This is a genomic window from Microbacterium candidum (assembly GCF_030315975.1).
Taxonomy (GTDB): domain Bacteria; phylum Actinomycetota; class Actinomycetes; order Actinomycetales; family Microbacteriaceae; genus Microbacterium; species Microbacterium candidum.
Map to the genome: position 1 here is coordinate 1,027,145 of NZ_JASXSZ010000001.1, position 23,511 is coordinate 1,050,655.

At 65.2% G+C, this 23,511-nt stretch carries 20 protein-coding genes and 3 pseudogenes; 9 read left to right on the forward strand and 14 right to left on the reverse strand.

The window, feature by feature from the left end:
* Positions 1 to 293: 293 nt before the first annotated feature.
* The 8 genes from QSV35_RS04795 to QSV35_RS04830 all read right to left on the reverse strand — a co-directional run bounded on the left by QSV35_RS04795 (position 294) and on the right by QSV35_RS04830 (position 6,847).
* Positions 294 to 995 carry a hypothetical protein gene (locus QSV35_RS04795; RefSeq protein ID WP_286287222.1) on the reverse strand — a complete coding sequence of 234 codons (702 nt, stop codon included), beginning with the start codon at positions 993 to 995 and terminating at the stop codon, positions 294 to 296.
* Between the two features lie 12 nt (positions 996 to 1,007).
* Positions 1,008 to 2,561 carry a Rieske 2Fe-2S domain-containing protein gene (locus tag QSV35_RS04800; protein ID WP_286287224.1) on the reverse strand — a complete coding sequence of 518 codons (1,554 nt, stop codon included), beginning with the start codon at positions 2,559 to 2,561 and terminating at the stop codon, positions 1,008 to 1,010.
* A gap of 127 nt (positions 2,562 to 2,688) precedes the next feature.
* Positions 2,689 to 3,933 carry an OmpA family protein gene (locus QSV35_RS04805; protein ID WP_286287226.1) on the reverse strand — a complete coding sequence of 415 codons (1,245 nt, stop codon included), beginning with the start codon at positions 3,931 to 3,933 and terminating at the stop codon, positions 2,689 to 2,691.
* Positions 3,930 to 4,682: a hypothetical protein gene (locus QSV35_RS04810; RefSeq protein ID WP_286287228.1), complete on the reverse strand. Its 753-nt coding sequence runs from the start codon at positions 4,680 to 4,682 to the stop codon at positions 3,930 to 3,932. The genes QSV35_RS04805 and QSV35_RS04810 overlap by 4 nt, the downstream gene beginning before the upstream one ends.
* Positions 4,679 to 5,548 carry a hypothetical protein gene (locus QSV35_RS04815; RefSeq protein ID WP_286287229.1) on the reverse strand — a complete coding sequence of 290 codons (870 nt, stop codon included), beginning with the start codon at positions 5,546 to 5,548 and terminating at the stop codon, positions 4,679 to 4,681. Before QSV35_RS04815 ends, QSV35_RS04810 begins: the two co-directional genes overlap by 4 nt.
* A 15-nt stretch (positions 5,549 to 5,563) precedes the next feature.
* Complete coding sequence (locus QSV35_RS04820) at positions 5,564 to 6,172, reverse strand: hypothetical protein (RefSeq protein WP_286287231.1); 609 nt, start codon at positions 6,170 to 6,172, stop codon at positions 5,564 to 5,566.
* Between the two features lie 267 nt (positions 6,173 to 6,439).
* Positions 6,440 to 6,649, reverse strand: a complete 210-nt coding sequence (locus QSV35_RS04825) for a hypothetical protein (protein WP_286287233.1) — start codon at positions 6,647 to 6,649, stop codon at positions 6,440 to 6,442.
* Positions 6,650 to 6,667: 18 nt separating this feature from the next.
* Positions 6,668 to 6,847, reverse strand: a complete 180-nt coding sequence (locus QSV35_RS04830) for a hypothetical protein (RefSeq protein WP_286287234.1) — start codon at positions 6,845 to 6,847, stop codon at positions 6,668 to 6,670.
* A gap of 210 nt (positions 6,848 to 7,057) precedes the next feature.
* On the opposite strand from QSV35_RS04830, the pseudogene QSV35_RS20030 reads away from it, so the two are divergent.
* The 3 genes and pseudogenes from QSV35_RS20030 to QSV35_RS04840 form a co-directional block, all read left to right on the forward strand.
* Positions 7,058 to 7,264, forward strand: a pseudogene (locus tag QSV35_RS20030) (transposase); the annotation flags it as partial.
* Between the two features lie 58 nt (positions 7,265 to 7,322).
* A pseudogene (locus tag QSV35_RS04835) lies at positions 7,323 to 7,643 on the forward strand (integrase core domain-containing protein); the annotation flags it as partial.
* 55 nt (positions 7,644 to 7,698) lie between these two features.
* A complete protein-coding gene (locus QSV35_RS04840) occupies positions 7,699 to 7,992 on the forward strand; it encodes a hypothetical protein (protein WP_286287237.1) in 294 nt (97 codons plus the stop codon).
* A gap of 417 nt (positions 7,993 to 8,409) precedes the next feature.
* Here QSV35_RS04840 and QSV35_RS04845 read toward each other — a convergent pair whose 3' ends face one another.
* The 4 genes from QSV35_RS04845 to QSV35_RS04860 form a co-directional block, all read right to left on the reverse strand.
* Positions 8,410 to 9,954: a hypothetical protein gene (locus QSV35_RS04845; protein WP_286287240.1), complete on the reverse strand. Its 1,545-nt coding sequence runs from the start codon at positions 9,952 to 9,954 to the stop codon at positions 8,410 to 8,412.
* A 175-nt stretch (positions 9,955 to 10,129) separates the two neighbouring features.
* Positions 10,130 to 12,742 (reverse strand): ribosomal protein L7/L12, encoded by a 2,613-nt coding sequence (locus QSV35_RS04850; protein WP_286287242.1) that lies wholly within the window; start codon positions 12,740 to 12,742, stop codon positions 10,130 to 10,132.
* Complete coding sequence (locus tag QSV35_RS04855; RefSeq protein WP_286287243.1) at positions 12,739 to 13,128, reverse strand: DUF5663 domain-containing protein; 390 nt, start codon at positions 13,126 to 13,128, stop codon at positions 12,739 to 12,741. The genes QSV35_RS04850 and QSV35_RS04855 overlap by 4 nt, the downstream gene beginning before the upstream one ends.
* Before the next feature lie 247 nt (positions 13,129 to 13,375).
* A complete protein-coding gene (locus tag QSV35_RS04860; protein ID WP_286287245.1) occupies positions 13,376 to 13,534 on the reverse strand; it encodes a hypothetical protein in 159 nt (52 codons plus the stop codon).
* 188 nt (positions 13,535 to 13,722) lie between these two features.
* Between QSV35_RS04860 and QSV35_RS04865 the strand changes: the two genes are divergently transcribed.
* The 3 genes from QSV35_RS04865 (at position 13,723) to QSV35_RS04875 (ending at position 17,639) form a co-directional block, all read left to right on the forward strand.
* The gene (locus tag QSV35_RS04865) at positions 13,723 to 14,115 is read left to right on the forward strand and encodes a hypothetical protein (protein WP_286287246.1); all 393 of its coding nucleotides are present in this window, start codon (positions 13,723 to 13,725) and stop codon (positions 14,113 to 14,115) included.
* Positions 14,116 to 14,264: 149 nt separating this feature from the next.
* Positions 14,265 to 16,691 (forward strand): hypothetical protein, encoded by a 2,427-nt coding sequence (locus QSV35_RS04870; protein ID WP_286287248.1) that lies wholly within the window; start codon positions 14,265 to 14,267, stop codon positions 16,689 to 16,691.
* Positions 16,692 to 17,288: 597 nt separating this feature from the next.
* On the forward strand, positions 17,289 to 17,639 hold the full coding sequence (locus tag QSV35_RS04875) for a cold-shock protein (RefSeq protein WP_286287820.1): 351 nt from the start codon (positions 17,289 to 17,291) through the stop codon (positions 17,637 to 17,639).
* Between the two features lie 432 nt (positions 17,640 to 18,071).
* Here QSV35_RS04875 and QSV35_RS04880 read toward each other — a convergent pair whose 3' ends face one another.
* A complete protein-coding gene (locus QSV35_RS04880) occupies positions 18,072 to 19,229 on the reverse strand; it encodes a hypothetical protein (protein WP_286287251.1) in 1,158 nt (385 codons plus the stop codon).
* A gap of 305 nt (positions 19,230 to 19,534) precedes the next feature.
* Here QSV35_RS04880 and QSV35_RS04885 point away from each other — a divergent pair.
* From QSV35_RS04885 to QSV35_RS04895, 3 genes and pseudogenes are all read left to right on the forward strand, one after another.
* Positions 19,535 to 20,804, forward strand: a pseudogene (locus QSV35_RS04885) (integrase core domain-containing protein).
* A 322-nt stretch (positions 20,805 to 21,126) separates the two neighbouring features.
* Positions 21,127 to 21,639, forward strand: a complete 513-nt coding sequence (locus QSV35_RS04890) for a hypothetical protein (protein WP_286287252.1) — start codon at positions 21,127 to 21,129, stop codon at positions 21,637 to 21,639.
* Between the two features lie 93 nt (positions 21,640 to 21,732).
* A complete protein-coding gene (locus QSV35_RS04895; protein ID WP_286287254.1) occupies positions 21,733 to 22,497 on the forward strand; it encodes a nucleotidyltransferase domain-containing protein in 765 nt (254 codons plus the stop codon).
* Between the two features lie 202 nt (positions 22,498 to 22,699).
* Here the strand turns inward: QSV35_RS04895 and QSV35_RS04900 are convergent, their stop codons facing one another.
* On the reverse strand, positions 22,700 to 23,509 hold the full coding sequence (locus tag QSV35_RS04900) for a PIN domain-containing protein (protein WP_286287258.1): 810 nt from the start codon (positions 23,507 to 23,509) through the stop codon (positions 22,700 to 22,702).
* Positions 23,510 to 23,511 lie beyond the last annotated feature (2 nt).

Sequence of the window (23,511 nt, forward strand, 5' to 3'; positions counted from 1 at the left end):
GCCGGCGCCTCACGCGCCGACACCCGTGCTCGGTCATGAGCAGCCGCCGTACCATTGGCAGCTGTGTTGTGCTGGGGGGCGACCCAGCTGGATCGCCTCCTTGCACCACGCGCACTGGGGCTTGCCCGCGTTCACGCATGCACATGCCATACTCCTCACCCCCTCTCCCAGCTCAGTTGTCGTCGTCGGTCGTTGCTGGTCCCTGCTCATGTCGCTCACGTGCCGGATCTGCGGATGCTCCTCTTAGGCGCCGAGGCAGCAGGTCCGGGCCTCGCCGTCGTGCACGGGACGGGCTAGTAGTCGAATGTGATGAAGTGGCGCGGCCATCGCGTAGCCCCACCGTTCTTCACAAAACTCGAGAGTGCCGCGCTGGTCCCGTACCCGGGGTCAGGTTCATTGTTGCGCCGGTAGCGGCTGTCGAATCTGATGGAGTCGACGTGAGCATCGACGCCGTACACCCGTAGGTTGGAGCGCGGGTCGGAGCGCCAGCGGCCCTGGTTGTACCAGCCCCACCCGTCTGAGCCGCTGAGGATATAGGTGTCGCGGCGGACGTTGTGGAACAGCATGTCCATGCATCGACCGTCAACACGGCCGGCGGGAGTGATGAACCCTTCGACATCGGCCCCGCACAGAACCCCGGACTTTGTCAACAGCAGCGCCGATCCCCGGAGAAAGCCGACGTAGTCACCTTGTCCGCGACTTGGCGGATTGGACCCCCCACTCTTGCCAGGGGAGAACTTGACGTACGGTCGATTGGCGAAGTCGCCATCGACCGCAACAAGCCAGAACGCCTCCTGGTAGGTGTCTTTTCCGTCGCGTGCCCACTGGCTGCGGAACAAGGGCACGCCAGCGCTGAGGAGGGCGCGCGCGGATTTCGATGCGAAGGCGTTGACACGACGTTCCCAGTCGGTCGTCGCTGGTTCGACGTGCGGGTCGCGCCAGTTGTCGTAGCCGGTCGCGCTGTGCTCCGCAGGTTTCCTTCCGAACAGTGGCATGGCGGTCTCCGTTCAAGCGTTCTGTGTCGCGCGGATGGGGTGTCCCTGGCTCGTGAGGCACTTGCCGGTGGCGAGGTCCCAGCTCCAGTCGTGCATGCTGCACGTGAGGACGCCGTCCTCGATCTTCCCCGTCTTGGTGAGGTCGGCGCGCAGGTGCGGGCAGCGGCGCTGCACGACCCAGTCGCCGAGCTGGGCGTCCTCGGTCTGGTCCGTCTGCTCGGAGTACCAGTTCTCGACGTACTCGATGCGGTCGGCCGACAGGCACTTCAGGAACGTCGTGAGGAACTCGTTGAACTTGCCCGAGCGCCCTACTTCGAACTGCATCGACAGGAAGATCGAGTTCGACCAGTCGATCTCGTGGTCGGCGATGTTCGTCGAGACGAGGTCGGCGGGGATCGTGTACCAGTAGATGCACTCCTCGCCGGCGTACTCGCGCACCTTCGCCCGCGGGAAGTCGACGACCATGTCGAGCTCGCCGATGCGGAAGCGGACGTTGCCGCCGACGCCGTCCCGGATGGTGCGGGCGCGGCGCAGGAGCGGTTCCCACCATTCCTTGATGGCGGCGAGCATCTCCTCGGGCGGCAGCACGGGCGCGCGCCGTGCCTCCTCGGCGCGGACCTCGTCCTGGCGCGAGTCGCGCTGCTCGGCGAGGTACTCCCACTTCTCGCCGAAGATCCGTGCGATCTCGGCGTCCGTGTAGAGGGTCTGGGTCACCGTGAGGTCAGCGCGTTCTGAATCAACCCTGACGAGGTCGATCTGCGTGCCCGGCACGAACAGGTAGCCCTTCTGGTCGGGGCGCTCGACGGCCATGTGGTCGAGGAACTGCTGCTGATCCGTGAAGATCGCGTCGTCCTCGAGCCCCCAGCCATTGTAGCGGAAGAGCTCCTCACGCAGGAACATGGGCGGGCCCGCCATCGGGAAGACATGCTCGGCGTCGACCTTCTCGATGTAGTACAGGGCGCGCTTGTTCTGCGCGTCGCGCTTGAGCTTCGCGAAGTTCCGCTTGGCATCCTGGGGCAAGTCGTACACCATCGGCCACCAGATCGCGCCGCTTACCTGCGTGAAGTACGCGTCGGGCTTCGAGAACGACAGCAGCTTCTCGAGGTCGAGCGGGTGCGAGTCGTTCTGGTTGAGGATGCTCGCGGTGCCGTCGTCGACCGACAGCGACGAGTCGCCGATCGGTCCGTCGCTCGGTGCGCGCAGCGGAGTGACCATGAGCTTGAGGTCGCCGCACTCGAGCGGGACACCCGCCTGCGTGTGGACGATGTTGTCATACCCGAGCGCGCGCAGGTCGGTCTCGAGGTCGTCGGTCGGATACTCCGGCAGCAGGACCTTGACGTCCTTCGGGACGTACCGCTCGAGCAGACGCGGGTCGAAGTGGTCACGGTGCCGGTGCGAGATGTACAGGAAATCGGCCTTCCCGAAGCGCTCCCAGTCGAGGCCCCGATTGTCCGGGAACGGGAACCACGAGCCGAAGAAGCTCGGCCCGAGGACGGGGTCGCAGAGGATGCTGCCGCCCCTCGTCTCGATGAACATGCCGGCGTGACCGAGCCCGGTGATTCGCATGGAGTCCTCCTATTCTTCTGCTGTCCGTCAAGGGACGTCGTGATGATCTTGGTGTTGTCCTGCCGCCGCGGAGTACCGAGGCGGCGACGGGCCAGTGACGTTCGATTCATGATGGCGGGTTTTGGTATCAGTTGCTGCCGGCCGTGGTCGCGACGGTGATGGTGACGCGACGGTTCTGCTGGTTCTGTTCCGGGGTGGTCGCGTTCGGGATGACCGGGTCGGCCTCGCCTTTCCCGTCGACGGTCAGCCTGTTCGGGTCGATGCCGCCATGGGCGACGAGCCAGTCACGCATCGAGATCGCTCTTTCCCGGCTGAGCACGAGGTTGCTGCTGGCGGTGCCGGTCTGGTCGGTGTACCCGGTGATCGTGACGGGGCCGGGGGTGGCGGCAAGGAACGTGGCCGCCTCCTGGAGCGCGGTGGTCGTCGCATCGTCACCGCGGAGGGCGGCGCTGCCGTAGTCGAACAGCACGTCCGCGGGAAGGTTCGCCTGCACGGTAGTGCCGGTGTGGGTGACACTCAGCTGTGCGTAGGTACCGGGTGTGACGAGCGTGCTGGTGTATGTCGTCTTCGGGCCGTCACCAAACCGCGGCACGGTGATCGTGGTCACCGTCGCCCCCGCGGCGCGCAGGTAGGCGCCCCAGGTGTCGGTCACGTTCCCGCGCTGCGCGGGTGTGAGGTCTTGCTGCGGCGCCGCGGTGTACCCGAACCCGACGAGGTAGGCGGTGGTGCCGTGCGGCAGGGAGAGCATCTGGTGGTGGTCTCGCGCGAACTGCACGACCTGGTTGCCCGCGTTGGTGTCGAGGAGTCCGGGTGTGGTGAGCGCCGGGTAGCCGAGGTCGCTGAGTCCGTTGTCGACGATGATGATGGCGCCGGCCTTGGCTTTGTCCGCGGTCAGCTGGTCGCTCGCGACAGACAGGCTCCCGCCGAGGTTGTCCCCGTTGGATGATGCCCGCGCGGACTTCACCGCGGTGAGCATCGCCCGGACGACGGCGTTAACAGTGTTGTCGTGTGCTTGCGGGTTGGCGGTGTTGATGCTGTAGTCGGCGGCGTGGAACACGACCCGGGGGGTGCCGTCGTTCGCGACGACCGTGACCGGTGCCTTCGCTTCCACCGCGGTGGTGACGGTCTTCTGCAGTTCCACGGGGATGTCGGCTGCGGGCATGCCCTGGTGGACGCCGGCGATCACGACCAGCGCATCCGCGGCCCCACGCGGTGTCACAGTGGACTGAGGCCCGTCGACGACCCCGCACCCGGCCGTCAACAGCACGACAGCGGCAGCGAGCAGGGCGAACAACCACTTGGACGGGCGGCGGACGGATCGCCGCCTTTCCTTCACGAGCGCACGAGCGGATTCTGCTTTTACGATGTTCACTTCTCGGGCTCCTCGTTGATCGTGGGTGTCGCGGCGGTGGGAACCCACGGGTTGGGTGCGTCGGCCCAGGCCGGGCGCCGCAGGGGGATCCGCGTGTTGAGGGGGTGGTCGGCGTCGCCAGGGGCACGGCGGAGGTATCCGCGGATCAGGGTGTTGCAGCGGCGTTCGTAGTAGTGCGTGATCGCCGTGACGCGGGCACGGAGCGAGTCGAACAAGGTCGTCAGCTTCCCGTCGATGTCGGCGAGCTCCCGGGGGATGCCGGCGAGTTCACGGCGGGCAGCGTCCCGCACGCTCACCAGAGGGGCGACGCGGGCGGCCGCCTCGCGCTGTCGGCGGGCGGTGCGCTGCGCGGGATCGAGGTGTGCCTCCGTCTTCGGGACGTGAGCGAGGTCCTCCGGACTCACGGCGCCCTGCTCCTCGATCTGGGTCGTCCACTCGTCGATCTGCGCGCGCAGCGCTTCCGCCATGCGGGTCAGGCCCGTGCGGCGGTCGATGAGCGATGCCGCGCGGAGTTCGGCGCTCATCCACTCGCGTTCGCACCGTTCACCGCGGACGGCGTCCAGTGCCCGGAGTGAGGCGGACGGCTGCTCGCCGCGGGCAGGGGTGTGCGCGAGTTGAGGGTCCGCATCGCGCCGTCCGATCCACCACGAGTCGTAGAGGCGGACGGCGAGGGGGTAGCGAATCGGGCCGACCAGGCGGGTGCTCATCGCCTGGACGTGAGCGGGACGGGGTGTGGTGAGAGTACTCATTCCGGGGTTCCTTCAGGAGTGGTGGCGGTGCGGGTGGTCGTGGACCGGGGAGTGACGGTGGCGGGTTTCGTGGAGGGGTTGTCGAGCCCGCTGGTCGCGGTGGGGGAGCCGAGGAGCCGGGTGATCTCGGTGCGTGCGAGCTCCTGCAGTTCACGTGCGAACGCCTCCAGCCCGTCCAGGGCGTTCTGCAGGTCTTCGGGGAGGTGTTCGATGCGAGCCTCGGCCATCGCGGTGTTCTCTACGTGACGGGTCAGTTCGGCGTCCGTGGTCGCGATGGCGGCGCGGAGGCGGTCCTGTTCCTGACCGAGCGCGCGGAGGTTCTTCACCTGGCGGGGCACGGTGAGCAGGTACCCGTCGATCGCGGCGAGGATCGAGGTCGCGAGCATCAGCGCGGCGAACACGATCGCGACGGGGATCTCGGCGAGGGCCCCGTTCTGGGTGGGTGTGGATCCTTCGAATGCCGCAGCCGACGAGTTGATGCCGGCTGCGGTGATGCGCAGGACGAGGAGCCCGGTGATGAGCAGCAGCACGGCGGCTCCGGCCGCATAGACGGCGACCCGGTTCCCGTGGCGCAGTTCTCGGCCGGCGTTGACCGCGGCGCCGATCGCGATCGCGACGAACGCGACTCCACAGACGAACGACAATAGCGGGTTCTGGCCGAGGACCCCGTTGAAGGCGGGGATCGCGAGCGTCACGTCTGCGGCGCCCGCGACGGCCAGCAGGATGGTCGTGATTCCGATCGGGACGACACGACTGCGCAGCCGCGTGCGCGCTTCGGCGTATGCGTGCACGTCGGGGGTGCGCGCATCGGGCGGGTCCGCCGGAGCGGGGGAGTGGGTGATGGAGGGTTCGAGTGTGGTGTTCACGGGTGATCGGTGTCCTTAGTGGGCGATGAGGGGGGTGGTTTCGGCGGATGCGGCGAACCCGGCGGTTGGCAGCGGGGACGGGTGGGACGGCCCGATGCGCGGCATCGGCAATTCCTCATCCGGCGGAGTGTCGCCGGACGAGGGGGTGTCCTGGTCCTGAGGGGGCGTGCGGAGGGCGCGGATCCTGGACTCGGGAAGCTCCCGCGCCGGGGCGGCGGGCTGTTCCGTGCGCAGCGCGTCGCGGGTGAAGCCCAACTGGTTGAGCAGCTCATCCCGGGCCGCGGTGACCTCGACCAGGCGGCGGTGCAGGTCATCGAGTTCGAGGACGACCTCGCGCTGGTACTGCAGGGACTGCGCGAGGAGCTGCTCAGCGACTTCCCGGCGTCGCACCGCCGTCTGGTGTGCGAGGCCGATCCAGGTCTGCAGCCAGCCATCGGTCGTGTGGGACAGGGCCTCGAGGTTGTCCTGGTCGAAGGCGCCCCGGGCCGCCATGCCGGCGACCATGTCGCGGACGGTCTCACGGAACATGTCCGCGTTCTCGTGCGGGCCGAGGTCGTTGACCTTGTGGTCGACGGGGTACTTCGTCTCGGGATGCGGGATCTCGGACGTTCGGCTCGGAAACACGCGGAAGCCCGTCAATCGCACTTGCCGACGCTCTGTACTGACAGGAGTTTGGGACTTGCCGGGACGATTCATCTTTCGTTCTTCCTTGTGGGGGGTGGTGGTGGGGTTCAGTCTGGAGGGACCTCCCGGCACCAACCGAACCCGCGTAGCGGGACCCGACAGAACGAGAGCGGAAATGTCCGCAGCAGGCGTTCGGATCCGCTCGGTGTCGCGGCGCCGCAGCGAATGAACTGCGCGGGTACCGCGCTTGTCGAGGACGCGGGAACGTCAGCAGCTCGCGTCGTTCGGGAGCCCTGCCATACCGACGTCGACGGTGTTCCTACTGGTGGCATTGGTCGCGATGAGGGCGGCAGTGATTTGAATCCCGCGTCGTGGATCGTTGATCACGTCGTAGCAGAACAGCCGGTCAGACCGGTCGGCGAAATTAGGGTCGCTGCAGATACTGTGGCCGTTGTCGGCGACGCCCCCGGTGATCATGTACGGGGTTGGAAATGGCTAGTCGAAGATGGCGAGGGCGGCAAGGATCAGCCGTGGCGGCCAGGATCTGAAACTGGATGCCGCAGTTCCGGACGGTGGGTCGGGGAACACCATGATCTCGTGGCCAGAGCGATCAAGCTCACGGGAGGTGGCGTGGATCGCAGCGGTCTTGCCGGCACCGACTTCGCCGACGCTCACGTTAGTGCTCGCTGGTGCACCTACCCGTCATCCCGGGCGGTCGCGTCCCAGTGGCGGAGTGGGGAGCATTGCGCCTGCAGGTGACAAGATCGTCGTCCTTCACGGCTGCACTGCTCTTCGCGCCGGCGAGCGACAAGTAGCACGAGGACCTCGCGACTGCCATGAGTTGGCGCGCCCCGGGTGTGATGCAGGCTCTCAAACCTGTGAAGGATGAGAGTCAAGGCAGGACCGAGGAAGTACAGCGAGGAATTGAAGGAGCGGGCGACTCGTCTCGCGTTGGACGCGCGTCGCGATCCGGCGTCGAAGACCGGGGCGATCAAGCGGATCGCGGACCAGCTCGGCATCCACCCCGAGGCGTTGCGCACGTGGGTGCGGCAGGCCGAGGTCGACGGGGGCATCGTGCCGGGAGTGACGACGGCGGACGCGCAGCGGATCGCGGATCTCGAGCGTGAGGTGCGGGAGCCGCGTCGGGCGAACGAGATTCACGTCGATCCGCTACGGGGAACGACTCGCGGAGATCGGTGCCACGCCGTCGATCGGGACCGTCGGCGACAGCGACGACAATGCCCTGGCCGAGGCGGTGAACGGGTACTACAAGACCGAACTCGTCCACGGACCCACGCATCCAGGACCGTGGAAAACGGTCGAGGACCTCGAGCTCGCCACTCTGGGCTGGGTGCACTGGCACAACACGGAATCCCTCCACGGCTACCTCGCCGACATCCCGCCCATCGAGTTCGAGAACGCGTTCTATGCTGTCCCCAACGACCGCGAACTGCCGGTCGGAATCAAATAGCGCGAGTCTCCATCAGACCTAGAGCGCTTCACATCAAGAGGAAGAGGCAGATTCGATGGTTGATCTGACGGACGATCAGCGTGAGCGAACAGGCGCGATCGTCGCCAAAGTTCACGAGGTTGATTGGAACGGGGATATCACACCGTGGATCGACAGCATCGTGGCGATGATCGGCGAGCTGGTTCAGGAGGATCCGATGTTTGCGGAGTTCGCCGAGGCCATCCGAAGCCAAGCGAATCAGTGGTCGCTCGCAGCATGGTCGGAGAATCTGGTACCGAGCATCGCGGACTCTGGATGGTCCCAACTCAGCGACCGTCTAACGCCGTTCATCCCAAACACAAACACATAACCAACTCAGGTCGATTTCGCGCCTCCATGGCATGCACAGCGGCAAAACATTGGCGTGCCGGCCGCGGTTAGGAACTGGGTGCTCTTCGGAGTGGGCCGCGGTGCCAGAGTGAGTTGGGTCCTCGCGCAGTACCTTCCTTCTACCATGTACCTACCCGTCACCCGTGCGGTCGCGTCCCGGTCGCGGGGTGGGGGGCATGCGCCTGCGGGTGGCAAGATCGTCGTCCTTCACGGCTGCGCTGCTCTTCGCGCCGCCGAGCGACAAGTAGCACGAGGACCTCGCGACTGCCATGAGTTGGCGCAGCCACTCACGCCGAGGGCGTCCCAGTGGTCCCGGGACGGCCACTGTGTCCGGCTTCGCTTCGGGAGTGGCCCGGACTTCAGCGCGTGCGGGTCCCGGGCTTTCAGGCCGATGCTGCTAAAGCCTCCAGTGCTTGTCTCCCGAGACCCAGGACGCGCTGATTGGGTTTGGGATATCCGCAGGCGTTTCGCGGAGTTGCCAGAATGCTTTGGCGAAGTCTGTCCAGGCGTCACCGTCGACTGCGGCGAGTTCTCCAGTCATGGCCATGCGCGAGGTTACTTCGGTGAGGCCATCTAGCCACTCCTGCTGACCGTCCCAGCGGTCCCGGCTTGCGCGGAGTACGGCCAGTGCGGCGATGGCGTCGGGCATCAAATGGGCCATTGACTGTCCGGCCTGCGTGAGTTCGATCGCGCGGTTGATGGTCTTCACCATGAACTCTTCCGCTTCCTCGGAGTAGAAGTCCGGGGCGAGATGCTCGCTCTCGAACGTCGGCGCCTGCATTGCCGCCTCAATGTCGGGGTGAACATGGACGGTCGTCCTGCGCGGCTCCCCGTTCCAGCGGGCGTCCGAGACATCCCGTTCCCATGGATATGTCCGGTCTAGCAGTGGGGTTACCGGGAAGCTCCCCTCCCCGGAGAGAAGATCGACGTGAATGAGATGCGCACCGGCACCGTAAGCCTGCCGATACTGGTCATCGACACCTGCGTGAGTACGGATCAATGCACGCGTCCCGTCCGGGCTGACGACGGGGGCCCACATATAGACGTCGCTGAGCGATGTGTCGTCGACGTGAATGTCGGGGAGTTTCTGCACCCAAGCGTTCTGTTCGAGGTTGTACAGATAGGGTGCCCACTGTCCGTCGTCTGAGCGGCGCATCGTGACCAGCATGGAGTCGGCTGCGGGCCACCAGTCAGCATTCGCGATGGGGAGGTCTACGTGCCGTCCGGTTGCCACCTCGCACAGGATGCTACGGTCGTCTCTGGGGACGAGGAGCCAGCGCCCGTCCGCACTGAAGGTGAGTCGTTCGTTTCCTGTAATCGGCTCGACTACCGTGAGCCGCCGACGCGACCGTGACCCGTGGTCGTACACCGCGACGCAGCCTACGCTCCCGAGGGATTCGAAGACCGCGATGGTGCCGGTGGCGGGGTCGATGTCGACGGAAGAGAGGTTGCTGCGGAAGTCTGCTGGTGCAAGCATACCGGTGGCGAAACTCCCGACGTACAGGCCCCAGACCGGGTACGCCAACCCGTCACGATGGCCATTCATGGCCCATGACATGCCGTTGCTACCGGTGATCGCACCCAGATCGTAGGCCGGCGAGGCTGCCCAGTTCTCGTGGGTGAGGCGACCGACAGCCGCTACCCGTCCAGACGTGCGATCGAACGCCACGGAGAGGAACGTGACCCAGCTGGGATTGAGTATCTCGTCGGAGTCGTCGCGCCACGAGTGTTCGAATCCTGCGCCGCCGCGCACCCGCTTCAGCCCCGTAGCCCACGCATCTGCAACCTGGAATTTGTCGACGCCTTCTGGGAGCCTGTCGCTGTCTGGGAGCGTGTTGCGGATCATCTCGACGAACGTGAACTCCGCGTCGCCGAGTGGCGCCCAATCCACAGGGCGAACTGGCCTGCATCCGCTCGGGTTCGTCCCGACGGCCTGCCACATTGAATCCTGCTCATGCATGCTCACTGGCTGGTCCCCCTCACAGGTCGTGCTTGCTGTCCCCAGTGGTTGCCACGGAAGTGTTGCCAAAACGACTTCCCAGCTGTGGTCAGGTTAGTGCTGATCCGCCGCAACGTGCTCGACGCGACGACCGCCGTGTCGTGCTCTTCGACGTAGCTCACGATTGAGCTCGCACTGATTGAGTTGCGTGCGCTCGGGCGCCAAGGTTGTACAAGTCGTCGACGAGTCCCATAGCCACATTTCGGGGCGCGTCTGTGAGGGCGGCGATATTCCCGCCGTCGGACTTGGCTGCCGAGTCGACGATTGCCTTCGCTCCGGCAAGGCCGAGACCCGTCACCCTTCGTATGACCTTGATGACCGCGATGGTGCGGGAGCCCGGGGAGTCCAGGATGACGTCGAAGTGCTCGTCGTCGTCGGCGCGCGGATCATCGGTATCGGGTGCCGTGCCGTAACGTGCCTCAAACCAGGCGTCCAGTCTGCGCGACACGTCCGCTCGAGGTTCGGCGGGATGAGTCGTCCATGTGTTCGGGCGCGGTGCGCTCGGCCTTTGCAGTTTGCTGATCACTTCGTCATCGGTGGGTACCGTCATGTCGGCGTGCGGCAGCCACAGCTTCTGCAGCGTGTGCTGGGCGACCGCCTCGGCAGCATCCGCCAGGCGTTCGGGTGTCCAGCCGTCGGCTTCCAGCCGCTTGTAGTAGTCCACGTGGAGTGTGAACGGATCAGTCGGTATGCCGCGTGAGGACAGCGATGCGGCCGCAGTCAGGTCGGGTAGTCGGGTTAGGTCGTTCGCGGGCCATCCGCCGAGTCGCGCGCTTGCTGTGCTTGCGCCGTTCAGTCCGGTGCGGAGCGAGATGTAGGAGCCGACGTTCGCTTCGATGGCGCGGGCGAGGCGTGGTGTGAGGTTGTCGATCGATTGGGTTGCGATCACGAGTGACAGGCCATACTTGCGTCCTTCGGCGAGGAGCCGGTCGGGGGCTTCGTCTTGGAAGATGTGTGCCTCGTCGAACAGGACGAGTACCGGGACGTCACGGTCCTTCCGACACCCCATCGCTTCCCGGAGTTTGCGGAGGTAGATGCCGCCGAGGATCCCGGCCACTGGGTCGCCGAGCTGGGGTGAAGCGAGATCGACGACCAGGTTGGTGTGACCGTCGAGGACGGCGAGCATGTCGATGGCGTCGACACCTGTGCCGGTAATCTTGCGCAGGGCCTGCGTTCGCTGCCACATCTGGAATCGTGACTGGTACCAGGAGATGAGTTCGGACCACTCTTTCTCGTGAAGGTTGACGAGCTCCGACCGTAGGCGGAGCGCGATGTCGGGTGCGACGCGCTGGATGCGGTCGGCGAGGTCGCGGATGTGCTGCTGTTTCAGCAGCAGGGTCTGCACGACTTGGACCGTCAGTCGGTCGCCGTACACGTGCGAGGCTGCTTCCGCGACAAGCCAGAAGGTGCGTTTCGCGCGATCGCCGAACATGCCCTCCCGCCGGGGGTCGAGTACCTGCTGCATGTGGTCCAGGAGCGCGTCGACGTTCTGCGATCGGGTGTCGGCGTTGGCGCCCGCGATCACGTTGAGCCCAATCGGATGCTCGGTATCCCCGTGTCGCACATACAGGGTGGGGCGGTCGATACGGTCAGCCGAGTGCGCGGCGATCGCGTGTGCGAGATCGCCGTGCGGGTCAAGGCACAGCAGTGGGTACGGGGTGTCGAGCCAGGAGATCGCCATGTTCTTCAGGAACGCGCTCTTCCCCGACCCGCTCTTGCCCTCCACGAAGTAGTGCCGCCGCGCGTCCTGCGCATCCGGTTGCACTTCGACCACATCGCCGCCGATGTCTACTGCGACGCCCAGCCGGATCGGTACCGCCGGCTCGGGCATCAGAGGGTCGAGCGGACGAGCGTCTGGCGAGGGTACGCGGCTGGGGATGCCGAGACCCTTGCCTGATCCTGCGGCGGGGACGCGCGTAAGGGCGACCGCATGGCCTTCCGCGACCGCGTGGCCCTGCACGGCCCGCGTCGGGTCGATCCATAGCGTGCGGGCCTCGCGCGGGTCGATCGGGACGGCTTCGACCTCGGTGGAGCGTTTCGCGAGTCCGGACAGCACCGCCGGCGAGACCGGTCCGGTGCTCGCCACGATCGTGCGCGCACACACGATCGCGCCCGCGTACGCGGCCCGCACGCCGCGGCTGATGACGGCGTCGAGTTCGTCGAGGACCAGGCGCTGGTCAAGCACGCTCGGGGCGACCAGAGTGGTCACGACCCAGATGTCGTGAGTCGCGCGCGACAGCGCGCCGAGCAATTCCGCCCCGCTATCCGGCGCCGGCACCGGCTGCGCGAAGGTCACCTGATCCACGGACTTGGCTTCGATGACCCAGTCGGGGGGGAACGCGTTGTCCTCTGTCGTCGTGGTGAACATCGGCGCCATTTGGATGCGCTCCAACTCGAACGCGGACACGACGCCCGACGGCCAGTCCGATACGGGGACGGTCCTGCCGGCGTTGAGCACGAGCGACAGCGCGCACGCGTAGCGGAGATCCGGTGCGGTCAGTGCACTTGCGCCTGTCCCGAACGACTCCAGCCACGCGGTCACACGCCCGGAACCACCAGCGGAATGTAGCACGATCCGCACACCCGAGCCTTCGGGCAGGTACCGTACGAGGTGGACGAGGTCGCGAGAGTCCGTGCACGAACGCTTGCCCGGGTCATCCCCACGCAGCAGCGCGTCGACGTCGTACCGTGTCACCATCAGAGGGGGCTTGGAGGCGAAGAACTCGTTCATCGGGCATCCTGGTTCATACCGTGAAGCCGAAAGCGACCCGAGCCAAACCAGTCGGCAGCCTCTACAACCAGCGCGGTCATGACATGGTCGACGACTTGCGGGTAGTGGGGTGCATTTTCTTCGAGCCATGCCTGGGCGGCGTCGTCCTGGTCGTCATCGATGAGCTGTTCGAACTCGTCAAGCTGCGCCGACGTCATGCCTGTACTGAGACGCTCACCGACGCGCAGTTGGAGGATCTGCGCCAGGACTTCGTGCCATGCGGCGGCCACGGTCTCCATCGACAGGATGGGCGCCGCGGGACTGGGTGACGACTCAAGCCGCTCGACGATTAGTGCGTACGTCTCCTCGACCGGATCTCGTCGGTTGAGACTGCGTTCGTTGCTCACAGGAGTAGGCCTTCGTATCTGCTGACATATGTGGGTGGGGTTCAAGTTGAGGGTGTCCTGTCGGCCTCCGCCGAAGCGATGGGCGGAAGCCGACAGGACGGGATGGAAGTGTCCGTGGTGCGGTCAGCTCCACTTGATGCCGCACACGGGGCATCGGATGTACCGCTCTGGGTATGCGCACTCCGTGCCACAGGCGCGGCAGACGTACATGGCGCGCGCAGTGTGTTGGGCGTTGATGGCCATGGAATCACCTCCCTCCGGACGACAAGGATGGGTCCTGCACAACGGCGGACTCCATGATCTCGGCATACTCGTCGTCGCCGAGCAGGCCGCAGTCAAAGTAGGCGACGTCGACGGCGTCGAGGCTGTCGGGCGTCAGGAACTCCTGCGGGACAGTCCCGTACACGCGACGACGAGGGACATAGACTCGGTTCCGGAGGCGAACGGCGAGTTCTTCAGGGGCGAGGGCACCGGCACAAGCTTCACGCACGAGGTCGAGAGCAGTCGGTCGGCGAGATTGGTGCGCGGGGCTCCTATCACCGGGCTTCATGCCGCGCACGCCGCGGCGACCTGGGCAATGGCCGTGATACGCCGGTGACGTCGGCGGCCGGTCGGGAGCTTCACAAGGTCGCGGCCAAGGGAGATGCCGTCGTGCGCAACCAGCGGCCTGCGGACGCCGAGAACCTCGCCGGCGAGGTGAAATCCGCCGCAGGCATCGCAACGGAAAGCACGAGTCTCACGCCGACTCGTCTCGCCGAGGAACGCTTCCTGAGATGCGCGCATGCGGCGGGCTCCTTCGAGTGCCTGAGCGGCTTGGTGCGAGTCGCGGTAGCGGATCAGGCCCGTGGCGCTACAACGGTGGTGCTGGTGACGGCCGACGGTGTCGGCGCCGTTGCGACGGCGGTGCCGGCGGTTCTGGACGGGCGGGAGGGCAACCATTGTGTGCGGCTTCTCGTTCATCTCGATCTCCTTATCTGGGTGGCGTGAGCGAGCTTGAACGACATTGACTGCAAGACGTGAGCGAGCGGTTCCCGTCCCGACACAAGCGGTTCGGAATTGTCAGAACTGGGCGAATCCACCGCTCCCGGACCCGAATTCTTCGCGGTAATCCGCGTCCGATCGCCATACTGGGTCTCATGCCAGCACGCAAGCGCTACACGCGGCAGGAGAAGATCGATCTTCTGTCGGCCTACGCTGATGCCATTGCGAACAACCCGGACTTTGTCGAAGTCTGGGTTGAGGCAGTGGAACTCGACCCAGAGCGGCTCGCCACCTGGCGTCAGCAGTTGAACGCTGACGAGCTCGTCGGGGACGAGACCGAGTTGCCGGAGGAATTCGCGCAGGATGGCAGCATCGCGGCCCTCGCCAACCTGTATCGCGCTCACATCACTCAAGTGAAACCAGGCGCTCACACCGTGCAGCAGGGCAGTGCAGCCGGGCTGGTCGTGTACGACACCTACGGCGCCTGGAGGCTCGACTTCCTCGCCCGGGCGCGTTCAGCTTTGAGAACTGTGATCAGTGCTGCGGAGACCGAACCGGAGGAATTCCTCAAACCACACGGCATCGAACCCGCAACGGCGATCGCCGCAGTCCGTGCCGCGTGGGGCGTCGACCGGTTCCCCCGCGTCGAACGCCCCGAAGATCCAAAGGCGCGCGAAGCCGCAGACAGACGTATCGCCCGGTGGACCGACCAGGTCGCTGCGAATTCGAAGGCACTCGACGCGCTGAAGGACTGGTATCGCCGGCAGGAGCCGTCGCTGATTCCATTGCCACGACACCCGTCTCCCGCCCCACCCACGTGGCAGGAAGCGGATCCAAAGGATTGGCCCCGGGATGGTGAGGGGCGCTGGCTCAAGGACATGGCTGAGTGGCTACTGGGCGAACTTATGCAGCTCGCCCGACTTGGGGATGAGCGGCAACGGATCATCGTCATGCGCCGCACGGCAGAGGCTATCAGCGACTACATCCGTGATGACCGTCACCTCGCCGGAGCGAAGATCTATTACCAGCATCACGTGGTGCGCCTCTGGCAGTGGTATTCGATGGAGGATCTCCGCACCCCGGAAGAGCGTGCGGGGACGCGGAAGGCCGGCGCGACGGACAAGCCGATCATCGCCGCTGTCGCCGCGATGTGTCTCCACACCGTGTTGCGGGACTGGGATCCGAAGGCCGCCGGAGCGACGATCAGGCGCGCGCTCGACATGTTCGAGCCGTTCAGCCCGAGCCGTCCCGAGGAAAACCACCGGATGCGCGCGGTTGCGCACAGGAAGCAACAGGCGGAGCTGCCGAAGCTGAAGATAGTCAGCAAACCGAATTTTCCCGCGTTCATCCGGAACGTGTCGCCCGCCGTCGCGAAACTCTTCTTCGAGAGCGATCTCCTCCGAATGGCGCCAGGTCCGGTGAAGGCAAGGGACTACATCAGCGCGCGCCGCGCGATCCGGGAGGCAGACCGGACACGAGGCAACGGCCGCGCCGTTATCCAGCTTGCGGACTACGCCGCGAACCTCGCGGTCGCGTCACCGGCGGTCCGGAAGAAGTTGTGGGACGGTCAGCTTCGCGATCTGAAGGCAGCGCTGCTGAAGAGTACCCAGGGTGAGGCGATGGAAGCGGCGTTGCGACGTAATGACGCACTCGCACTACAGAAGCGCAGCTATGACGGCGCGATCACCGAAGGTCTGCAGGGTCTCAACACCCTCAAACGTCAGCGCCAAGGCGGAGCGAAGGTTCTTCGCGATCAGCTCATCATGGAAGAGCAGCTGTGCATGAACCTCGCTGGCTCGGCTGTGCAGTGGCTGGAGCAGATGCTGGGCGGCGATCCCGAGTGGCAGGAAGGGATAGAGCAGCGCCAATGGACCCAATTAACGAACGCGGCACTGCATCACTCCACTCGTGCCGTCGAGATCATTGAACAACTCCACGCTGACGGGGAACTCGCCACGCAACGCTACTCGGATGGATTCCTCGCCGACGAGAACTTCCTCTTTCGCGCCTGGGACATCCTCTACCGGTGCACCTGCGCTGCGGCCACCGCCGCCGCGGCCTTCAAACTCGATAATCAACTCAGGTCCCGCGACTACAAAAGCGAACTGAACGAGGTACACCTCGCCGTCACAACCATCGACAAGCCAATTTCGGTATCTGAGCTACCGCGGCTGATGCACTCGATGCTCTGGCACAGCTTCCTGTCCGGTGGAGTGCTCCCCGCCCTGAAATACGACACGCTCAACGGCGCACTTGTCGACAAGGACGCCCTCACGAGAGTCCTCACGCCGGAAGAGATCGCCGACCCGGAATGCCAGACAGTCATGACGTACACGCGCATCGCCCTACTCACCGACTGGCTCATCCAACGCGGATGGACAGCCGGCGCGATGGGTCTCGTACAGCCTAGATCACGTGTCTGGGACGTGCTCGACGAACGCAGCGGCAAACTCTACAGCGTCTGGCGGGAAGACTTCGGTACCCTGCTCACCAGTACACGCGACGATGCAGCAGCGACCCCCCCACGTGTGCGATACAGCTTCCACGAAACCATCAATTACCCGGGAACCGGCGGGCGATGATATGCGCGAGTATCCAGAGCGATTGGTACGGTTGCTTGCCCAAAGCTGCGGGAGGAGCGATCGTGTCCAGGCTCAGTGGGGGGCCAAGGGCCAATCGATGGCCGTAGAGCGTAAGAGAGAGCATTGATGACTGATCAGCGGCCAACGGACCATTGGGCTGAGCGAAAAGCACGATACGCGAAGACCGAACTGGACCCTCATCTTCTAACCCGACTTGGGCGTGACGTAGCTTCTGTCCTCACACCAACAGCCTACCCCATTTTGTATAAGGTGCCTCACAGTGGTGGCCCTTCCGCTGAAGCGCTGGACGTCCCTGGCTGGCTCCTCGAATCCAGGCGATTTTCGCGTATTGAGAAGCTGGGTGGGAAGTCTTGGTATCAGCGAGAAGAAATCGAAACAGCCAGTCTCTACTTGCTCGCGGACGGCTCCATCGCGAGAATCTTTCAGGGGTGGACAGAACTCACGTATCTGCATTTTGAGGAAGAGTTCACGTTCAGCAAGGTCGAACTCCCCGCGTCAGATGAGGGGATCTGCCTTCTCGACTTCGAACGAAGTCAATACCGCCATCACGAAGGGCGGTTGAGCTGGAGTTCTGACATGAACCCGAGCGATCGCCTCAAATCGCGAGTCCATGTGCGTGGAGATGGCATTCGGGAGCTTCTTATCGACAGGGTACCAGAACCCGAACAACCACGGTTGCGACGAGCTCACCCCCGCCTCATCAACAGTCGACGCGTACCGTCACAGGCGGGAGTCGTCGCGCGCTTCTTCGCCCAGAAGGAGTTCGGCTTTATCTCCCCAGACGATGGTGGCCCCGACGTCTTCTTCCACTTGAGTAACGTGCCAGCGGATCAGCGAGAAAGAGTAACGCACGGAGCAAGACTCGCCTACAACACGGGGCGCGGGCAAAAGGGCCCCGTCGCTAATGACATACAGATCGTCGGGTAATGAGACTAGCCTCGATCTTTCATCGGCTCGTTGATCGGGCTTGTTCGGCGTCGTTGCCGGGGTTGTGGTGCTGATTCTGGCATGAGGGTACGACGTGACTGCGTGGCGCTGCGGTCGCGGGTCTACGGTCCTCGGGGTCATGGTGGTTGGCGGTGCCGGGGGTTCAGCGGGCGGGTGCGGGCAGCGCGCGGATCCTGCCGATCGCGGCGAGGACGATGCCGGTCCAGCGGGAGCGGCTGGCGGGGTGCAGGGCGGAGAGGACGCCGGGCGGTGCTGCGCCACGTGTTCAGCGACCTCGCGGAACGCGCGCGGTTACCGGCGCGTAACACCGTGCTCCGCCTCTGCCTCGCGACCCGCACGAAATACGGAATCAACCACCTCGAAGCGGTACACCAATACACGAGAGGGAACACCTCGACGCGGATCGCCCCGTCATCGATTGTCGGCAGGCGGAGCCTGCACAGGATGTCCGGCGTGGCTCAGCAGAATTGCCACCGCATCTACCAACAGGCGACGAGCCGATCGGATTGCGGACAGCGTTTCTTGGAGGAGGTACTCCGCTGTCTGCGGTCGGTCGCCCCAGTCTGCGCCGAAACCAACCGCATCGACATTGAGCCCATGAGGCAGGTAGAGCCGTCTGAGGCCGTCGAATCGCTGAAACGGGACGAAGACCTGTGTGGTAACCAAGAGGACGCGTTGCCCGGGCGTCGGATCAGCGTGTCGGACCAACAATTCGAGTGTGTCGGAAGTGTCTGGGCGGTAAGGGGGCCGACTGGTACTCGCCGAGATGGCAGAGCCCCATACACGCCCATCACTCAAAGTGAGGCTAGTCGACCGCTCGTGCGTGTATTCGGGTGGGACTTCGGCAGCGCCAATGGAGTCGCGATGACGCCAACTCGGGCAGATCAGTGAGACGGAGGCGCAACCGCACAAGAACGTCATTGGTTGCGGGGACAAGCCGAACTCGCTGGTAGCCGCCGCGACCATGAGGTCGAACTCGTCGACCGCGCCGGGAGCGTATTGAGAGGTCACTGGCCTCTCCGCGGGGTCGTTGGTGATTAGGAATCGGGGGCTGCCGAGAAGGTAAACATCGCCGAGGCCGATGCCTTGCCGCTCGAGGAGTGCGGCATACCTGGTCCGCAGCAGAGGAGAACGGAATCCGCCGCCAAGAATGAGCGTCATGTCATACGTATCGTGTGCGGGCGGCGTCGCTTCGACGAGTCCCAGTGTTGCGGTGTATTCAACGATGCGTGCACGGGTCGCATCGTCGAAATCAGCCTCGACGGCCTCTGAACGCTCGCGGTACGTGCTGCCGTCGCGACTGCGGAAGTTGAAACTGTCGGCGGCGCGCCGTTCGAGCGCGATCAGGCTGTCGACTAGCTGGATGGTCGGATCCGAGCTTGCACCATCCGTGTCTGCGAGCAGCTTGACGAGCCAGACGGGGAGTTGCTCGTTCAAGTGCAGCCAGGGGGCGTCGTCGTCAGTGCCGGCGCGCTCTACGAGCGCCAGGAGTGCCGCCATCGCGTCGCTTCCGGCCCAGGAGCGAACTTCGTCGACGACATTCCGGGCCCGAGTGGTCTCGACTGTCACCCCACGACACTAACCTCGATGTTCGGTGAGTCGTTCGCCCACGAGTCGGTCCGGCGCGACCGCCTACTATCAGTGTTGACGTCGTGACCGTGTCCGTCCTCCGTCCTCCGTCCTCCATCCACCGCGAACACGTGTCGGCAACCTGAAGGTGCCCGACATGCGAAGAATTTGCGAACAACTGAACGAGTTCGTGCGTCGTCAGCGTCATTGTCATCTCTCAGGACATCGGTGACAGTTCTGTATCGGGACATCGGTGACACTTCGGCGCTCGTTGGTGGTGACACTTGTTCCTCTATCTGTGAGGGATGAGTCGTGTTGAGCCTGTTGATCCCCGTGTCCGTCTCGCGATCGCGCAGTGGCCGCCGGACGCGCCGCGCGGGGCGGTGACCACGTTCTGCGCGGAGTACTCGATCTCGCGGAAGACGTTCTACGCGATCCGTAAGCGGGCCATCGTGGAGGGGCAGGCCGCGGCGTTCGAGCCGCGCTCCCGGCGACCGAAGACCAGCCCGACCACGATCAGCGACGAGGTGAAGAAGCAGGCGATCGGGGTGCGTGCCGCGTTGGAATCGTCGGGGCTGGATCACGGGCCGATCAGCGTGCACGACAAGATGATCGCCCTCGGGATGACCCCGGTGCCGTCGATCGCCGCGCTGGCGCGGATCTTCCGCCAGGCCGGTGTCGCCCGCGCGGAGCCGAGGAAGAAGCCGCGGGCCGCATACCGGAGGTTCGTGTATCCGGCGCCGAACGCGTGCTGGCAGCTCGACGCGACCGAGTACGTCCTCGCCGGCGGCCGCAAGTGCGTGATCTTCCAGCTCATCGACGACCACTCCCGGTACGCGGTCGCCTCCCACGCCGCCGTCGGGGAGACCTCGAAGGATGCGATCCGCGTGGTGCGCAAGGCGATCAAGCACCACGGGGTCCCGCAGCGATTACTGTCTGACAACGGCGTCGCACTGAACCCGTCGCGGCGCGGGATCATCGGCCAGCTCGTCGAGTATGTCACCCGGCTCGGGGTGGAGCCGATCACCGGGAAACCGTACAAGCCGACCACGCAGGGCAAGAACGAGCGGTTCCACCAGACCCTGTTCCGCTACCTCGACAAGCAGCCCCTCGCCCGCAACCTCCGCGAGCTGCAGGCGCAGGTCGACGCGTTCGACCACATCTACAACACCGAGCGCCCCGCACCAGTCGCTGCCCGGCCGGATCACGCCACTGCAGGCCTGGGAAACGACGCCGAAGGCCGACCCGCCGAGACCTCGGCCGGTCACCCGGAAACCGAACGACCCGCTCCCGCCCGCACCATCGCCGTCCCTGAACGGTCGCGTGCTCGACGGGATCCGCGTCGCCACCGTCCACCCGAACGGGTCGATCAAGGCCCGCGGCTGCAGCTTCAACGTCAGCTACCCGCTGCGGGGCAAAGAGGCCTACGTCCTCTACGAGTCCGCCGGGATCATGGTCTTCGACGACCGCGGCACCCTCATCATCGAACACCTCTGGCCACCACCGGGCGTCAAGTACGTCGGCAACGGGAAACCGCGAGGCCCCCAACCAAGGGAACTGTCACCGATGTCCTGAGACACCAACCGTCACCGATGTCCTGATGCAGAACTGTCACCGATGTCCTGAGACATCACACGTCGTCAGCGTCATCGAAGGTGCCCGCCACCCACGTTGAATCAACGCGAACGCACCTCAACACACCCGGGTGCGGTCTCAGCGGCGGGGTTCAAATCCCTCCGTCTCCGCCACAAATCCCCGGTCAGCGGTGCTTTTCTGGTGATTATTCTCGATCCGGAATCTGGCGATTTCGCATTCCGTTTGCGACAAGGGTCCCCCCAGGTGTCCCCCGATTTGCACGGGTGGTGCACCCCTCCGCGGATCGCGGGGGATGTGCGATGTGATCGACAACAGCGATCTCGGTTCGCAGGACGAGCGGCTTCTGGCTGGCCTTTGGGTGCGCTCGCGTCGCCCGTGCGAAGATCGGACAGTGCCCAAGAGCCGCAAGCGCAAGCTCAATCGCGAATCCGTGGTGGAGCTTGATACGACTTCTTCCGCACCCGCGGTCGGTCGAGCAGCCATTCGGCCTGGCACCTTCAACCTCAACGGGGACTTCTTTACACCGGAGGGCATGGTCGTCCGGCGAACAAAGGCCAACGTGACGCCGCGCCAGGCGACCGACCTTGTGCGGCTCGGCGCCCGCGTCGCATTTGAAGGATGCGGCTGCGGAGGAGGTGGCGGTTGCAGGCCGTCGTGGCCGGATCCTGTGGACATCGCGAAGGCAGTCTCCGCGGGCAAGCCGCAGTTCACCCACGAGTACGGCTCGCCGACATGGATTGATCTGTGGACTGGCGAGGGGGCGAGTGTCGTGTTCCTGCATGGCGACGTGCGATGGGGAAGCGTCGCCGGGTAGCCAGGCGTCGGACGCTACACACCGCAGAGGGGGCGTCGCAGCCCATCGGCGGACGGGCGATATCGTCGAGCCGTGCGACACATCCCTCCCTCCATGGACCCGCTGGTCGTCGCCGAGATCGATCGTCGGCTGGCGGCGATCGAGCACGATCATGATGTGCGCATTCCTTGGGCGATCGAGAGCGGCAGTCGCGCGTGGGGATTCCCGTCACCTGACAGCGACTACGACTGCAGGTTCCTCTTTGTTCGTCCCCGCGACCGGTACCTCTCGCTCTGGCCCGAGCGAGACGTGATCGAGACCCCACTCGACAACACCTTCGATGTCAACGGATGGGACCTTGCCAAGTCCGTTCGTCTTGTCGCGAAAGGTAACGCCACCGCGATCGAGTGGCTGCGATCGCCCATCGTCTACACCGGCGACGCGGCATTCCGTGACGGCCTCCTGGAGCTGGCGAACGGGATCGCGGAGCGCAGTGCGATCGGCAGGCACTATCTCCACGTCGCCACCCGACAGCGGGCGAACGCGCCAACACTCAAACGGCTCTTCTATGTGCTGCGTCCTGCCGCGGCGTTGAGGTGGCTCGACACGCACCCGACGTGCGCGGTGCCGCCAATGGACTTGCCGACCCTTCTCGAGGAAGGAGACGTCGATGCCGTCACCCAGGACGCCGCACAAGAGGTCATCGCCTTGAAGTCCCACACCCGTGAGCTCGGCTCGGGAACCCCGCCGGGCATCCTGGAACGGTTTGTCGCGCGAGAGCTCGAGCGCGCCGAACACTTCGAATCGATGCCCCCGACGGGTGACACCAGCCGAAGCCGCGCCCTCGCAGACGAGTTTTTCAGGTCGCAGCTGTCCTGAGCACTCGGCCCGCCAGGGGTCCGAGGGCGCGTGACGTCGTCTCATCGAACAGCGCCCGCGAGCGGATCTCCCTAAGCGCCCGGCTTCGGGGCCGATGTTTATCGGTCGTCGACAGTAGGGTGCAGATTGGAATACGGATGGAGGTGACCCGGCCATGCGCAAGAAGGTGGACAGTGACGCGCTCCGTCGTGCGGTAGAGCGATCAACTCGTTCCAGCGCAGCTCTGGAGGGCCGCGCCGTCCCTGCTGGCCACGTACGCTCGGACAAGGCGGCGCGGTTTCTCGAGGCCCGCCGCTCGGCGTGACGTTCCACTCCGGGTTACCGGGTGAGCCCGTTGGATCTGGATGGGTTCGATGTGTGATGCCGATGTGCGAGGGTTCCTCGCTTCGCCCGCCAGATTCGTTGCGATGGGCGAGCGGGAGCACGTGGGGCCTTGCGTTTCGGAGCAAGAGGTGAGGCCGAAGTCGTTCAGTGAATCGTGGGGCGCCCGCGGTGGCGATCCTGCGGCCAGCTGGACCGGCGTGACGGGCGGGTTCTTCTTGCTTAGCGCGGCGCGGGTGAAGGACTCGATCACCGCGACGCGCCGGCGGGTGAGCAGGGTGCTCAGGAACGAGTCTGAGGTCATCACCTGCACCCCGGCCTGACCGATGGCCGGAGCCTGGAAGTGTTTAAGGTTCCGGGTGAGCAGCACGTCGACGTCGCCGTACACGCACGCCGCGGCGTGGAGGCGATCGCCAGGGTCGGGGGAGAGGTCATCGGTGACCTTGTCGCGATACAGACCCGGGTCGATCCGGTAGCGACCGAAATGCGCACGCACCGCATCCGTGACCGAGTGTGCGGACTCAGGTGTCCGGATGCCCTCGCGAACGATGACGTGCTCCCACTCGTCCAGGAGTTCGTCGGTCCAGACCCAGGTGAAGAGGAAGTCCTCGGACAGGGTGAGCAGCACGTCCATGATCGTGAACGGGAACAGCTCGCTGGTGTCGATGAAGACCCTTTGCTGACGTGCCATCC

Coding starts and splice junctions, on each gene's coding strand:
- QSV35_RS04795 (WP_286287222.1), bottom strand. CDS start 995: ATGCCACTGTTCGGAAGGAAACCTGCGGAGCACAGCGCGACCGGCTAC.
- QSV35_RS04800 (WP_286287224.1), bottom strand. CDS start 2,561: ATGCGAATCACCGGGCTCGGTCACGCCGGCATGTTCATCGAGACGAGG.
- QSV35_RS04810 (WP_286287228.1), bottom strand. CDS start 4,682: ATGAGTACTCTCACCACACCCCGTCCCGCTCACGTCCAGGCGATGAGC.
- QSV35_RS04825 (WP_286287233.1), bottom strand. CDS start 6,649: ATGATCACCGGGGGCGTCGCCGACAACGGCCACAGTATCTGCAGCGAC.
- QSV35_RS04840 (WP_286287237.1), top strand. CDS start 7,699: ATGGTTGATCTGACGGACGATCAGCGTGAGCGAACAGGCGCGATCGTC.
- QSV35_RS04845 (WP_286287240.1), bottom strand. CDS start 9,954: ATGTGGCAGGCCGTCGGGACGAACCCGAGCGGATGCAGGCCAGTTCGC.
- QSV35_RS04850 (WP_286287242.1), bottom strand. CDS start 12,742: ATGAACGAGTTCTTCGCCTCCAAGCCCCCTCTGATGGTGACACGGTAC.
- QSV35_RS04870 (WP_286287248.1), top strand. CDS start 14,265: ATGCCAGCACGCAAGCGCTACACGCGGCAGGAGAAGATCGATCTTCTG.
- QSV35_RS04875 (WP_286287820.1), top strand. CDS start 17,289: ATGAACCCGAGCGATCGCCTCAAATCGCGAGTCCATGTGCGTGGAGAT.
- QSV35_RS04895 (WP_286287254.1), top strand. CDS start 21,733: ATGGACCCGCTGGTCGTCGCCGAGATCGATCGTCGGCTGGCGGCGATC.
- QSV35_RS04900 (WP_286287258.1), bottom strand. CDS start 23,509: ATGGCACGTCAGCAAAGGGTCTTCATCGACACCAGCGAGCTGTTCCCG.